This is a genomic window from Lysinibacillus sp. NPDC047702, from assembly GCF_050272555.1.
Taxonomy (GTDB): Bacteria; Bacillota; Bacilli; order Bacillales_A; family Planococcaceae; genus Lysinibacillus.
The window spans coordinates 1-14,741 of sequence record NZ_JBNNMG010000036.1; the positions used below are offsets into that span (position 1 = coordinate 1).

Genomic DNA, 14,741 nt, shown 5'->3' on the forward strand with positions numbered 1-14,741 from the left:
TCAGCGCAGGAAGCGGCTCGTCGCTCGCCCACAGGAAAGCGAGTAGCCTGGAACGGAGATCACCTTCATTTGACTTAGGAGTGTTCACAAAGAGTACCTTGACCATTTAGTTTTTCAACACTATGAAAAACCTCTATTCGATGTCAATGAATGTCTCAAAACACTACTAATCAAATTATGAATCATAATACAATTTTCACCACTATTTTTTAAATAATAATTACATGGGAATATTTTACTTAATTTAATGTAACCAATTATATATTTATTTTAATATCAAAATATTTTTAAAATTTAAATCACAAATATGTTATACTACACTTTAAGTGAATAAGTTTTGCAAAATAAAGGTACTTAAAACTTAAGTTTAAAAGGGAATTCGGTAAAAGCCGAAGCTGTTTCCGCAACTGTAAGTGCAAAAACCGTCAGAGTATACCACTGTTGAATGAAGAAAAATGCTTCTAGTAAATGGGAAGGTTCTGAAAAAGGTGCACAAGCCAGGAGACCTGCCTTTATTTCATCGTATTAACTCTCTTCGGAATTAAAGAGAACTTATGGCAAATAAACGGATAGATATGATATTTTCATATGTTTTTTCTTATTGTTTACCGATGTTTCTTTTATTTTAAAAGAGATATCGGTTTTTTGCTGTGGGAGTTAATGGCAACACGATTCACCTAATAGAAAAAGGAGGTTTATAAATGAAGATTTTTAAAAAGTGGCTGCATATTATGTTGATTGTGATATTAACATTTTCGTTCATATCACCATCTATATCAGTGCATGCAGAAACGCAAACAGTGTACGAAAATGAAAATACCGTTGCACTTACTGAACTGTTCAAAGTAGGTGAGGAGCCTATTCAAGCATTAGAAGATACTACAGCTGACGAGCAGCAAGTAGATACTTCGTTAGTGTTAAGTGAACAAGGACCAATTACATTAACAAAGAACCAAACACATCAACTTTCAGCAACCATACTTCCACACAACACAACAAACGACTCGGCAACAATTGAATGGATTTCTAGAAATGAGTCCATTGTAACAGTAACAGAGAATGGTGTAGTAACAGCAATTAATGAAGGGACTACAGAAATTCAAGCAGCTGTTGGGGACATAAATAGTAGTATTTCAATAATAGTAGAAGCACCTACTTTAAACACTATTTTAACACAGCAACTGCAGATAAAGAGTCATTTTTTATGGAACATCGCAGAACCACTGGCTTCTTTGAACTATGAAAGAATTTTATCATTATGGCAAAGTGGGTACGTTGATAGAAATGAATTAAAAAAGAAGGTACAGCCAAATATTCTCGGAGAGACAGTTAGCAATTATACTAATGCTGTAATGCTTTTGGCAGCTTCACAATCCAATCCCTTTGCCTATGATGGGAAGAATTTTGCTAGTAAGTTAAGTAATTCACAAACAGGTGAAGGTTACTTTTCCTTTTCAGAGCCTAGCTCCTATAATAATGATCGAAAAGCAGATACTTTTATCAAAGCGCTTTTTGCTGTTGAATTTATCGGAGCCGAATATAACCGTGAAACAGCCCTTAATCATTTAAAAACACTCTTACCAGACATAAAAAGTCAAACAAATGGTGTTCTACTTGGGTTAACTGTAAGTGTCTTGGCTCATTATGACCTTGCAGAGGCTCAAACTATGCGAGAAGAACTTTTAATGCATTATAAAGAAAGTGGTGTATATTTTACACAAGGACTAGGTTTATATGTTGATAATTTATATGCTCTTGGTGAAGATCCTTTGAATGAGAAATGGTCCATTAAAATTAATGACCAACAATATGTTTCAGCCGAAGAAGCATATAGCAAGCTTATTTATCCAAATGAGTCCTACGCTTTTTATAATCGATTAAAAGCAAATGAATTGATTGGACAAAGTAATGAGACTGCGGCCAATTCGCACTGGAGCTTAATTGGTTTAGCTTCATTAGTTAATGGCAAATCAATGATTAGTGATGCTAAACAACAATTTACCAGTCTTGATTTTGACTTTTCACCAAAAAAAATAGAAGTAACTAATATTACACAGCCTTACCTACTAAAAGGAACGACGTTTAAACCTATATTTATCATTAAAGATCAGTACCATTCACCCCGAACAGCAACTATACAATTACAGTCTTCTAATCCAGCTGTATTAGCAGTGAATGAAAAAAATGAACTCATTGCACTTCAGGCAGGACACGCTGTTATAACTGCTACCGTAGAAGGTTATGAACATGTACGCAAAGTACTTTCATTTACTGTCACAGACAATGGGCAATTTACTGAGTTGTTACCAAAAATCGAAAAAGCTATTGGTCACTTAATACGTCAAGATAAAATGAGTTCATTTGAGGATGCAACTGCTCTTAAAACATTTGGCTATGATCAGGAAAAGCTTTCAACAATTTTAAATATTTATTCTGTAGTAAGCCCATCCAATGCAGCTAAAAATATTTTGACATTAACAGCAGCTGGTGTAAATCCTTATATGTATAACGGCGTAAATTATGTAGAGGCCCTACACCATCAAATTGATGCTACACATAATCTCACTTCAATTGATGCCGTATATATTGTTATGGCGCAATACGTACTAGGTGAAATTCCAAATGAAAAGGTAACTCACGCTTTATTAGCAGAAAGTGTTAAAAAAGATGATCTTATGTATATTGAGAATTTAGGCTCACCAGATATACAGAGGACAGGAAAGTTATTACATGCGATTACCCTTCTTAACAGTGAAAGGATGGTCACAGAGAATGCTGAAGTATTTATTGAGGCTGAAAATAAATTATTTGCTTTCTTTCAATCCAACTTTAGTAATGGAAAGTTCAATTCCCAGTCAGAACAAAATGCTGTAGTTGTACTAAATTATTTAAGCTTAAAGCAAGAAACTGTTTTAGGGGACTTCGATGCATTTGAGTTAGCCACAATGATTTTACAAAATCAGTATAATAATGCCTATATTACAAATGGGATGATTCCCAATTTATCTGGTTTACAATCTGAGTCTACTGGTATCGGATTAAATGCTATTAGTTTTTTATTAACTGACCATAATGCATACAAGAATTTAAAGAAAAAAGAAACGGCAAAACCTACAACAATACAATTAGAATTATCTGACAAAGCTAAAAAGAATGTACCACTTGAATTAAAGGGTCAGTTACTTGATCAAAATGGTAACTACATAGATTCAACTATTACTTGGACAGTCAATGGCTCAGTAGTAGCAGACTCTTACCTGCCGACTGACATTGGATTATTACAAATTCAAGCTGAGGCACAAGGTATTACAGCTGAAAAAACAATTGAAATAATTGATTATCAAAAAATTTATAGTATTACGATTAATGCACCTAAAGGAGCTGTAACTGATTTAGATCTTCCTTTAACAGCAATCGTAAAAGATAGTGAAGGCGTGGAGGTAAAAGATGTAAAGATTTCATGGAAAGTTGAAGGTTCAGAAGCCCTAGTTAATGGTGCAGCTGTACGCTTCCTTAAACCAGGTCAATATGTCATTACTGCCGAGGTTGAAGGTATCAAAGCAAAAGCCGTAGAAATTTATGTTGAGCTCAATACTGATTCCATTCAAACACAAGTTGTCCAAGCTGTAGAGCATATGAAACAGTATTTAGTAAATAAAGGACAGTATGATTATATATCTGCACTTGCCTACAGTAAAATAGTGAATAATCCGACATTCAGCCAAAAACAAATGCGCTCTATAGGTCATTTGCGTGAGTATGGTAATCATGATCAAAAATATGCACTTTACTATGCCAAAAATATTTTACAAGCTGTTGCTTCTAGTGAAAATCCTAAGCACTTTACAACATATAAAGGACCAGTAGTGGACTTAGTGACACCTCTTGTTGCTTCTCAAGATACTGATGGTCACTTTACAATGTTTACTAATTTTGATAAATCATCTGTAGCGACACAAGCTTGGTCAATCATTGCATTGGATCTCATTAATGAGCCGTACAATATAGAGTTAGCTGTTCAAGACTTATTAAACGGCTTAAATGGACCTATAACAGAAGGCTCATACAAAGAGCAAGAATTACGTGCTCTCTCCTTAATTGCCCTTTCTAAACATCGGGATATCGAGGGTGTAAATCAACAAATTTCAAGTATTCTAAGTTATTTAAAAGTACAGCAAAATTCAAATGGTGGTTTCAATTATGGAGGTTATACAAATAATCCATTCGCTATCGGTACAATTATCCAAGGTTTAATTGCTGTTGGTGAAAATCCATTTGATGCTAAGTGGAAAAAGAATGGGAAAACAATGGTAGAAGCACTATTATCACAGCAAATTAAAAACGGCGGTTTTAAATTTGGAGATGAATTTGAAGCTGAGACTGAATTTGATGAGCTAAAATCCACAGAGGCAGCTTTTGGAGCACTCTCAGATTTATATACAAAATCCTCTATGTTTAATGAATCAATTAAGGTAATTGATAAATTACCAGAAGTAAATAATTCGGTTAAGCCGTTTATTGAAATCACAAATTTTGAACTTCAACAGGATCGACCTTTATTAAGTGTATCTGTCACTGCTTATGACAATATTGATGGAGAGCTAACACCAACTGTAACGATAAATAATACACCAGTATACTCTGTTGACAACAATTATAAGACTCTTGTTAAACAGGGTGTCAACACATTAAAAATTACTACAGAAAATTCTTTAGGCAACGAAAGCAGTGAAGTTATACCAGTATTATTCCAAAATATTATTGCCCAATCTGTTCCACAAGCAACAGTGACTGTTACAGGATTAAATGGTGCCCAAATGTATACCAATAAAGCCATAATAGAAGAAAATGATACAGCCTATTCGACGCTTGTAAAGGCGATTGGAAAACATAATATTGTGGCTCGATCTTCCAAAAATGGCGTATATATTAGCAGCATTAATAATCTAAAAGAATTCGACCACGGTAAAGGTAGTGGATGGATGTATCGTGTGAATGGTGTTTTCCCTGATGTATTTTCAGGTGATGTTAACTTACAAGATGGTGACACGTTAGAATGGATATACACGACAAACTTAGGAAAAGATATTGGCTCTACAATGCCTACTACTCCAGAAAAAGAGGATAATTCAACAGTACCAAACGAAAGTTCAAAACCTATAGATACTGACAAGCAGCCTGTAGTTGATCCTAATAACGAAAATACTAAGCCTGTAACTCCTGTTGAAAATAACAATCAGGATATCATCGTTGTAAATAATGAAAACCTTCAAACAGCTATTAATAGTAAAGAGGCACAAAAAATATTTGAAGAAAACAATTCAACAACCTTAACCATTAAAAATAATATGGGTACAAAAGTTGAGCTTCCTAAATCACTCTTCATGTCTTCTGAAATAAATGACAAAATTAATATATCAGTTGACGAAAAAATTCGTGATAATGAACATATTATTGATTTCAAACTGGAGAGTATCGCTAAGGATGGTAGTAACCATAAAATAATGACTGAAAAAGAATATACAAAAATAACAATCCCACTTCAAACTGTTAACAAAAATACAGTGGTAGTTCAACGTATTAATGGTGAATTACTAGCAGTGCCTCATATTATTAAAGATGGCCAACTTACAATCTATGCGAAGGCAAGTGGTGAATTTATCGTAACAACACAACAAATTACCTTTAAAGATATTAGTCTACTTGAATACAAGGATGATATTGAATTTCTAGCAAGCCGTCATATCATCAAAGGAGTAAACCGTGAGGAATTTGCACCGACAAGACCGATTACACGTGCACAATTTGGTGTTATGATTGCCCGTGCTTTAGGATTACAAGCATCAGACAATCAAACTTCTTTCAAAGATACAAAAGGTAAATGGTATGAACATGAGATTCAAGCTTTACTTGAAGCAGGAATTACAACAGGTAAAACAGTTAATACATTTGATCCTGAAGGCTATGTAACTCGCCAGCAAGCAGCAGCCTTTATGGGACGCATATTAGAATATTTACACTACGAAGCATCAACAGAGAAAACACATCATTTTAAAGATGCCCATCAAATCAGCCCTGAGTTTGAAGCATATATTAATATGTTAAGTAGTTTAGACATTATGACAGGGAAAAAGGATGGCACTTTTGATGCCACAGGATTACTAACACGTGCACAAATGGCTAAAATTTTAAAACGCACCTTAACTACTAGCGGAATCATGTAAGTATTCACCCTATCCTCAAGGTAAATACCCTTGAGGATAGGGTTTTCATTATACGATTTTTAATAGAGTGAAAATGTCACAATTTTCATAATAGGAACCCAGAATATAAGCAAACAATTCGATTCTATAACCACACTCTTTTACAAAAAATAAAAAAGGAGTTAGTTCCTCAATAAATTCATGGTATCCACGACAATCAATAGAATACATTTACCATAAGCAAATTCTTTTATCAAAAATTATGTTTATTGGGGCAATAAAAAGTAGTTTTTCGAGGCTAGGACAGAGCTCAATTATTTTGAAACATAGCGAAAATGGATAATAACTTCTCCATTTCACTGAATTGAGTAAACTTCTTGAATCAAAAAAAGTTAGATCGAGATACAATCGATCTAACTTTTTTCTTTCTGACCCGGACTCACATTCTTTTTACATAAACATATATACAAAAAGTGGGCAGAGAAATGCACCTATAATTGCCGTTAACCCCATTGATAATGAGCCAACTGATAATTCTCGTTCTCCATACTCTCTTAATTTAACAAGTCCAACACCATGTGAAGCACTGCCTACTGCAACCCCTCTGCTAACCGCAGAATCAATTTTTCCAAATTTAATAACTAAAGGTCCAATTATAGCACCTACAAACCCTGCTAGCATGACAAATACAGCTGTTAAAGGGGGAATCCCTCCAATTGTTTCGCTCACCTGCATACCAACCGGTGTCGTTAGGGATTTAGGTAAGGCTGTTAGCATCCAGCTATCACTTACCCTAATCCATTTCAGCATTACAAAAATTGTTACTAAGCCAGTAATCATGCCAATAAAAATACCTGATAAAATAGAGTATTTATACTTCATAATAATGGCACGCTGATTATAAAGAGGATAAGCAAGTGCTACTACCGCTGGGCCAAGCATTTTTTGAAGCCACTCTCCTCCCTGCATATAGGTCGAATAAGGTATCTGAAATACTACTAAAATAACAGCACTGACGATAGTTGTCGTTACTAGTGGAATCATGATAGGATGTGGAAATCGCTGATAAAGCTTTGTAAATAGCATAAACAATACAATGGTGCCAATCACAACAATTATTTCAATCAACTGTTAATTTCCCCTCTCCTTCTTCAAGAACAGCTTCCGGTTCTTTCTTCGCCAACTCTTTCTTCTCAATCATTTGAGTAAGCAATCCCGTGATATAAATAGAGATTAATGTACTAGCTACAACAGCTAAAATAATTAGCAAACCTGTCGTTGACAAAAGCTCTGGATAGTCAATCACCCCTACTGTCGCAGGAATGAAAAATAAGGTTAAAATACCGATTAAAAAGCCTGCTCCGTCTTGAATATATTCTACTTTAATTATTCTAAATTGAAGTGATAGCGCTAATAAAAGTAAACCGATAACGCTTCCAGGAAGAGGCACATGCAATAAAGTCACAATACCTACGCCCATGTAGTAATAAATATTGAGTATCCCAATTTGGACAATAATCCGTACAACTTTCATTAACAATGCAGCAAAATTTTCGTTCAACATTTCGCCACTTTTCACCCCCTATTACGATTATTCTACATCTGCGAGAATTTTCTGTCTATTACAATTTTAGAAAAACAATAGGAAAAGAAGATAGCTCTACACAATTTGAGCCATCTTCTCTTCATACATTAGTTGAATACGCTTTTGTTTGGGTACCGTAACATTTTACTTTTCTCAAAAAATATTACGATGTTCATTTTTTTCAAATTCCTATAGTGCATGTCCAGATCCACCATCAATATTCACTGAGGTACCAGTCACATAACTTGCTGCATCTGATACTAAAAAGGTAATGACATTTGCTGCTTCCTCTGTGTCCCCTACTCGACCAAGCGGAATTGTTTGACCGACTTTGCGAGAATATGTTTCCCAAGCCATCTCAGGCTCTTCCTGTTTCCATTTTTTTTCGATTTGGTCACTACGAATTAGCCCTATACATACAGAATTTACACGAATATTATCTTTCCCTAAGTCTTTACTCATCGCCTTTGTTAAAGCAAGACCAGCAGCTCTACTTACAGTAGTAGGAAGAGAACTAGCAGGTGGCGTTTTAGCCATAACGGCCGTTACATTGACAATTGCCCCACCTCCAGCCTTACGCATATAAGGAGCAGCATATTTTGAACAATGAACAGCACCAAATACCTTTAAATCCAAGTCAGCCTGCCACAGCTCACTACTAACAGATTCAAATGGATTTGCAGAGGCTGTACCTGCATTATTAATAAGAATATCCACGCCTCCAAATTGCTCTACTGTGCGCTCAATTAAGTACTTACAATCTTTTTCTTTTGTAATATCTGTCGGTACGAATAAAACATCCTCACCTGTTTCATTTTTAATACAGCCCGCTGCCACTTGGAGCTGTTTTTCACCTCGTGCACACAGTACAACCTTTGCTCCCTCTTTCACAAGCTGCATCGCTGTATAATAGCCAATACCCTTACTTGAGCCTGTAATAATAGCGACTTTTCCCTTCAATCCTAGTTCCATGTTCATCACCCCAGTTTTTTGGTTCACTTCAATTGCTTTGCAGGCATCGATATCTAGCGGTAAGTGGATTACCATCATCCTTTATATTAAAATTCTATCTATCTCTGCTAGATTAGCTACTTCGCTTTGTAGTTCGAACTATATTTTTTGAATATTCATTCGATATAATTACTTTATCAAAATTATAAGCATTATACAAAAAACGGCTATAAAGCTAATGCTTTATAACCGTTTCATGTTGTTGAAATACTATTATGTCAATGAAATCAAGGTGACAAATAAAAAAAATATAGCTCTTTTTCAAAACGAGGGGTTGATCTCCGTTCCGACTGAGTGCTTTCCTGGGGGCGTCCGATGAGCCGCTTCACTCACGTTGCTCGCTCCAGGGTCTCATCTGTGACGCTGAATCCCCGAGGAGTCACTCAGTCTACACTCCAATCATCCTTTGCTCATAGTATTTTTTTCTGGCAATTCACACAAATATATAGTGATAAATTTGAAGTCTTAGCCATCACTATTTTGCACAAAAATGGAGCTTTGATATAACTTTTTTCTTTTGCGAAAGCAGAGCGACAGCAATAAGTGACTTTATGAAAAGTGACAAAGTGGCTTTATCCATAGAATGTAGGACAAACAACTATAGAATTGTGCCACTACTCTATCCAACTAATGTTGGTGAGTAATATGCTTTTACTTTATTTTCGAAGGAAGAAAATATTCAAAGTTCTACACTATTGCTGATTGGAGTGCAAGGCTACTCGACTCCCGTGGGATAGCGAGACAGACGAGAAACTGAGGCCAACACGATGTTGGTCACGAAGGCGTTGTCACAGGACGTGACGCATTTAGTCTTCGTTCCTCCAGCGCAGGAAGCGGCTCGTCGCTCGCCCACAGGAAGCCTTGCTCTGTGCGAAAGCGAAGCGTCAGCGACAAAGCGACAAAGCGAGTAGCCTGGAACGGAAATCATCTTCATTTGACTTAGTAGTATTCACAAAGAGTCCCTTGACTATTTAATTTTTCAACACTATGAAACGGCTATAAAGCTAATGCTTTATAACCGTTTCCATTTATCTATTTATTTTTTTGTAACAATATGGATTGGGTTGCCAAGTAGGACTTCAGCTGCTTCCATAGTGATTTCACCTAATGTTGGGTGAGCGTGAATTGTTAATGCGATATCTTCAGCAGTCATACCGCCTTCGATTGCTAAGCCCATTTCAGCGATCATATCAGATGCACCAGCACCTACGATTTGAGCACCAATTAATAAGCCATCTTCTTTACGAGCAACAAGCTTCACGAAACCTTCTGATTGGTTTAATGCAAGAGCACGACCATTTGCTGCGAATGGGAATTTCGCTGCAGTGTATTCAATACCCTCTGCTTTTGCTTGCTCTTCGTTGTAACCAACAGTTGCCATTTCTGGATCTGTGAAGCATACAGCAGGAACAGCTAAATAGTCAACAACTGATTTTTCACCAGCAATCGCTTCAGCAGCAACTTTACCTTCGTAAGAAGCTTTATGAGCAAGCTGAGGACCTGCAACGATATCACCGATTGCATAGATGTTTGGAATATTTGTACGACATTGTTTGTCAACATTGATAAGACCACGTTCACCGAATTCAATACCGATTTCAGCAAGGCCCATTTCATCTGTATTTGGACGACGACCTACAGTAACTAATACATAATCAGCTTCAACTTTTTTCTCTTCTCCGCCAACTTCATATGTTACAACTACGCCGTTTTCAGTTTCTTCAACGCCTTTTGCAGATGCGTTAACTTCCATTTCAACGCCTTTCTTTTTAAGGCCTTTTTTCACGATTTGAGTCATTTGTTTCTCAAAGCCAGCTAAAATATCTTTTCCGCCTTCGATGATTGTTACCTGTGAGCCAAGATTTGCATAAGCTGAACCTAACTCAGTACCAATATAGCCTCCACCGATTACAACTAATTTACCAGGAACTTCTTGTAGAGACAGTGCACCAGTAGAATTTAGTACGCGCTCAGAGAATTTGAATGTTGGAATTTCAACTGGACGAGAACCTGTTGCGATAATGACATTGTTAAATGTGTAAGTTTGAGCAGATTCACCATTGATGATACGCACTGAATGAGCGTCAACGAAATAAGCTTCACCTTGTACAATTTCAACTTTGTTACCTTTAAGTAAGCCTTCAACACCGCCAGTTAATTTTTTAACAACGCTGTCTTTAAATGCTTGTGCTTTTGAGAAGTCTAATTTCACATCAGAAGCGATGATTCCCATGTCATCTGAATGTTTAGCTTGCTCAAAACGGTGACCTACTGAAATTAATGCTTTTGATGGGATACAACCTACGTTTAAGCACACACCACCAAGTACATTTTTTTCAACGATTGTTACTTTTTGGCCAGTTTGAGCTGCGCGAATTGCTGCTACATATCCTCCAGGACCTGAACCAATGACAAGAGTATCTGTTTCGATTGGGAAATCTCCTACTACCATTTTTGTTACGCCTCCATTAATAATAATTCTGGCTCACTTAACAAACGCTTTAAGTGATTTAAAGCATTTTGCGCAGTGGCTCCATCGATCATACGATGATCAAAGCTCAATGATAATGCTAACACAGGTGCGGCTACAATTTCACCATTTTTTATTACAGGTTTTTCTGAAATTCGACCAATACCTAAAATTGCTACTTCAGGATGATTAATTACTGGTGTAAACCATTGACCTCCAGCAGAGCCAATGTTCGTAATCGACATGGAAGCACCTTTCATTTCATGCGGTGCAAGCTTGCCATCACGGGCTTTTGTCGCTAGTTCATTAATTTCATTTGATACTGCAAAAACAGATTTACGATCAGCATGCTTAATAACTGGTACTAGCAAGCCTTTTTCTGTATCTGCTGCAATACCGATATTGTAGTAATGCTTTTGAATAATTTCTTGTGTTGCATCATCTAATGAGCGATTAAATTCTGGGAATTCGCGTAAAGTTGAAATAAGCGCTTTGACAACGTAAGGTAAGTACGTTAATTTAACACCCTTCTCAGCAGCGATATCTTTGAATTTTTTACGATGTGCTACAAGTGCAGTTACATCGACTTCATCCATTAGTGTAACATGAGGAGCCGTTTGTTTCGAGTGAACCATTGCTTTTGCAATCGCTTTTCGAATGCCTGACATTTTCTCACGTGTTTCTGGAAACTCTCCTTCAAGAACTACTGGTGCAGTTGGAGCAGTTGTATCTTGCTGAACTGCTGTTTCTACAGATGCTGCTTCAGCTTCTACAGTGCCTCCACCTTTTAAGAAGCTTTCAATATCTTCTTTTAATATTCGACCGTTTTTGCCTGTCCCCTTAACTTCACGGATGTTTACATCGTTATCACGTGCAAATTTACGCACAGAAGGCATTGCAATCACACGTTTTGTGTCATCAACAACTGTCTCTGCTTTTTCTGGTGCTGTTTCTGCTTTTACCGGAGCCTTCTCCTCATTAACAGGAGCTTTCTCTACGTTCTGACCAGATTCAGCAGTTGCTTGAACTTGTGCTTCTGTTTTTGCTTCAGCATGATCATCACCTTTTAGCTTTAAGTCTTCATAGCCGGGTGCATCAAATCGGATTAAAACATCACCAACAACAGCAACTATACCTTCTCCTACTAAAACTTCCTCTACTGTTCCTTCAACTGGTGAAGGGATTTCAACTACTGCTTTATCATTTTGCACTTCGCAAAGAATATCATCTTCTTTTACTGTATCGCCAGCTTTGACAAACCATTTCACGATTTCGCCTTCGTGAATACCCTCGCCAATATCTGGTAATCTAAATTCAAATGCCATGTGTACCCATCCTTTCTAGTTCATTAGAATGTTAAAACTTTTTTCGCTGTTTCCATTACATCTTTATAGTTCGGTAACCAAACACCTTCAGCTTGTGGGAATGGGTACACAGTATCTGGTGCAGCCACACGAAGTACAGGTGCTTCTAAGCTTAAAATTGCGCGCTCTGTAATTTCTGCTACTACATTTGCAGCGATACCTGCTTGTTTTTGCGCTTCTTGTACAACGATTGCACGACCTGTTTTTTCAACAGATGCAATAATTGTTTCAATATCAATCGGTTGAATCGTACGTAAGTCTATAACTTCTACAGAGTGACCTTCTTTTTCAAGCTCTTCTGCAGCCTTTAAGCTTTCGTGTACCATTAAACCATAGGCAACAATCGTTAAATCCTTACCTTCGCGTTTTACATCCGCCTTGCCTAGTGGAATTTCATATGCTTCCTCAGGCACCTCTTCACGGAATGAACGGTATAGTTTTAAATGCTCTAAGAAAATTACTGGATTATCATTTCGAATAGATGATATCAGTAAGCCTTTAGCATCATATGGTGTAGATGGTACAACAACAGTTAACCCTGGTTGTGCTGTCATTAAACTCTCTAAACTATCTGAGTGCATTTCTGGTGTATGTACTCCACCGCCAAATGGAGAACGAATTGTTACTGGTGCATTATAGACACCGCCACTACGATAGCTCATACGCGCTAATTGACCACTAATTGAATCCATTACTTCATAAACAAAGCCAAAGAACTGGATTTCAGGAACAGGACGGAAACCTTGTAGAGAAAGACCAATAGCTAAGCCACCAATACCTGATTCTGCTAGAGGTGTATCAAATACTCGGTCCACACCAAATTCTTTCTGTAGGCCTTCAGTTGCGCGGAATACACCACCGTTGACACCTACATCTTCTCCGAATACAAGAACGTTTTCATCATTCTTTAATTCTGTACGAAGTGCATCTGTAATTGCTTGAATCATTGTCATTTGTGCCATAGGTTATTTCGACTCCTTCTCTTTGTAGATTTCATACTGTTCTTTTAAATTAGATGGCATTTCGCCTTTATACATATTTTCCATTAGTTCTGTTACTTTTTGTTTTGGAGCTGCATCAGCTTTTTTGATTGCTTCTTTTATTTCTTCTTTTGCACGCTCGATTACTGCCTCTTCTTTCTTCTCATCCCATAATCCTTTTGCTTCTAGGTATTTACGGAAGCGCACAAGCGGATCTTTTTGAGACCATTCATTATCTGTATCAGACGTGCGGTAGCGAGTTGGGTCATCTCCAGCCATTGTATGAGGACCATAGCGGTAACACATCGTTTCAATTAATGTTGGACCTTCACCATTAACTGCACGTTCACGCGCATCACGAGTCGCAACATATACTGCAAGCGCATCCATTCCATCTACCAAAATACTCGGTAAGCCGGCTGCTACACCTTTTTGTGCAATTGTTTTTGCAGCTGTTTGTAATTCACGAGGTGTAGAAATCGCATATTGGTTGTTTTGTACGATGAAGATTGCTGGTGATTTAAACGCACCCGCAAAGTTAATACCTTCATAGAAATCCCCTTGCGATGAACCACCATCACCTGTATAAGTTACAGCTACAGCCTTTTTACCACGTTTTTGAATACCAAGCGCTACACCTGCAGCTTGTATATATTGTGCACCGATAATGATTTGAGGTGCTAATACGTTTACACCTTCAGGAATTTGGTTCCCCATAAAATGACCACGCGAGAATAAAAACGCTTTATCTAAAGGTAAACCATGCCATACGATTTGTGGTACATCACGGTAACCTGGTAAAATCCAATCTTCTTTTTCTAATGCAAAGTGTGAAGCAAGTTGTGAAGCTTCTTGACCTGCAGTAGGAGCATAGAAACCTAATCGACCTTGACGGTTCAGTGAGATTGAGCGTTGGTCTAAAATACGTGTATAAACCATACGTGTCATTAGTTCAACTAATTCCTCATCTGATAATTTTGGATCTGCCTCTTCATTTATAATTTCGCCTTCTGTATTCAAAATTTGAAACATTTCAAACTTATCTTCGATTTCAGTTAGCGTTTGTTTTGCATCAAAAATATTATTGTTTTTCTTGCTCATTTGTCACATCTCCCTTTCAACTGTATT

9 protein-coding genes and 1 riboswitch are annotated in these 14,741 nt (G+C 37.0%); of the genes, 2 read left to right on the forward strand and 7 right to left on the reverse strand.

The genetic code is table 11. From position 1 onward, the window contains the following. The first annotated feature begins 331 nt into the window (after positions 1–331). Positions 332–528, forward strand: a riboswitch (cobalamin riboswitch). Positions 529–701: 173 nt separating this feature from the next. Then, positions 702–6,224 (forward strand): S-layer homology domain-containing protein, encoded by a 5,523-nt coding sequence (locus ACQKIM_RS16620; RefSeq protein ID WP_427545857.1) that lies wholly within the window; start codon positions 702–704, stop codon positions 6,222–6,224. Between the two features lie 429 nt (positions 6,225–6,653). Here ACQKIM_RS16620 and ACQKIM_RS16625 read toward each other — a convergent pair whose 3' ends face one another. The 3 genes from ACQKIM_RS16625 to ACQKIM_RS16635 all read right to left on the reverse strand — a co-directional run bounded on the left by ACQKIM_RS16625 (position 6,654) and on the right by ACQKIM_RS16635 (position 8,760). Beyond that, a complete protein-coding gene (locus ACQKIM_RS16625; RefSeq protein WP_427545859.1) occupies positions 6,654–7,331 on the reverse strand; it encodes an LrgB family protein in 678 nt (225 codons plus the stop codon). Continuing rightward, positions 7,324–7,767 (reverse strand): CidA/LrgA family protein, encoded by a 444-nt coding sequence (locus ACQKIM_RS16630; protein WP_427545861.1) that lies wholly within the window; start codon positions 7,765–7,767, stop codon positions 7,324–7,326. The genes ACQKIM_RS16625 and ACQKIM_RS16630 overlap by 8 nt, the downstream gene beginning before the upstream one ends. 210 nt (positions 7,768–7,977) lie before the next feature. Further along, entirely contained in the window at positions 7,978–8,760 is a 783-nt protein-coding gene (locus ACQKIM_RS16635; protein ID WP_427545863.1) for an SDR family NAD(P)-dependent oxidoreductase, read from the reverse strand. A 354-nt stretch (positions 8,761–9,114) separates the two neighbouring features. Here ACQKIM_RS16635 and ACQKIM_RS16640 point away from each other — a divergent pair, with 354 nt between their 5' ends. Continuing rightward, positions 9,115–9,306: a hypothetical protein gene (locus tag ACQKIM_RS16640; RefSeq protein WP_427545865.1), complete on the forward strand. Its 192-nt coding sequence runs from the start codon at positions 9,115–9,117 to the stop codon at positions 9,304–9,306. A 529-nt stretch (positions 9,307–9,835) separates the two neighbouring features. Here the strand turns inward: ACQKIM_RS16640 and lpdA are convergent. From lpdA to pdhA, 4 genes are read right to left on the reverse strand one after another with little or no spacing between them, the layout of a single operon-like run. Then, entirely contained in the window at positions 9,836–11,251 is a 1,416-nt protein-coding gene (gene lpdA / locus ACQKIM_RS16645) for a dihydrolipoyl dehydrogenase (protein WP_427545867.1), read from the reverse strand. Positions 11,252–11,256: 5 nt separating this feature from the next. Next, positions 11,257–12,594, reverse strand: coding sequence for a dihydrolipoamide acetyltransferase family protein (locus ACQKIM_RS16650; protein ID WP_427545869.1), 1,338 nt, complete (start codon positions 12,592–12,594; stop codon positions 11,257–11,259). A gap of 23 nt (positions 12,595–12,617) precedes the next feature. Continuing rightward, a complete protein-coding gene (locus ACQKIM_RS16655) occupies positions 12,618–13,595 on the reverse strand; it encodes an alpha-ketoacid dehydrogenase subunit beta (protein WP_008174017.1) in 978 nt (325 codons plus the stop codon). A gap of 3 nt (positions 13,596–13,598) precedes the next feature. After that, on the reverse strand, positions 13,599–14,714 hold the full coding sequence (gene pdhA / locus ACQKIM_RS16660) for a pyruvate dehydrogenase (acetyl-transferring) E1 component subunit alpha (RefSeq protein WP_427545871.1): 1,116 nt from the start codon (positions 14,712–14,714) through the stop codon (positions 13,599–13,601). Positions 14,715–14,741: the final 27 nt, after the last annotated feature.

Coding starts and splice junctions, on each gene's coding strand:
- ACQKIM_RS16630 (WP_427545861.1), bottom strand. CDS start 7,767: ATGTTGAACGAAAATTTTGCTGCATTGTTAATGAAAGTTGTACGGATT.
- ACQKIM_RS16655 (WP_008174017.1), bottom strand. CDS start 13,595: ATGGCACAAATGACAATGATTCAAGCAATTACAGATGCACTTCGTACA.
- pdhA (WP_427545871.1), bottom strand. CDS start 14,714: ATGAGCAAGAAAAACAATAATATTTTTGATGCAAAACAAACGCTAACT.
- ACQKIM_RS16650 (WP_427545869.1), bottom strand. CDS start 12,594: ATGGCATTTGAATTTAGATTACCAGATATTGGCGAGGGTATTCACGAA.
- ACQKIM_RS16640 (WP_427545865.1), top strand. CDS start 9,115: ATGAGCCGCTTCACTCACGTTGCTCGCTCCAGGGTCTCATCTGTGACG.
- ACQKIM_RS16635 (WP_427545863.1), bottom strand. CDS start 8,760: ATGGAACTAGGATTGAAGGGAAAAGTCGCTATTATTACAGGCTCAAGT.
- lpdA (WP_427545867.1), bottom strand. CDS start 11,251: ATGGTAGTAGGAGATTTCCCAATCGAAACAGATACTCTTGTCATTGGT.
- ACQKIM_RS16620 (WP_427545857.1), top strand. CDS start 702: ATGAAGATTTTTAAAAAGTGGCTGCATATTATGTTGATTGTGATATTA.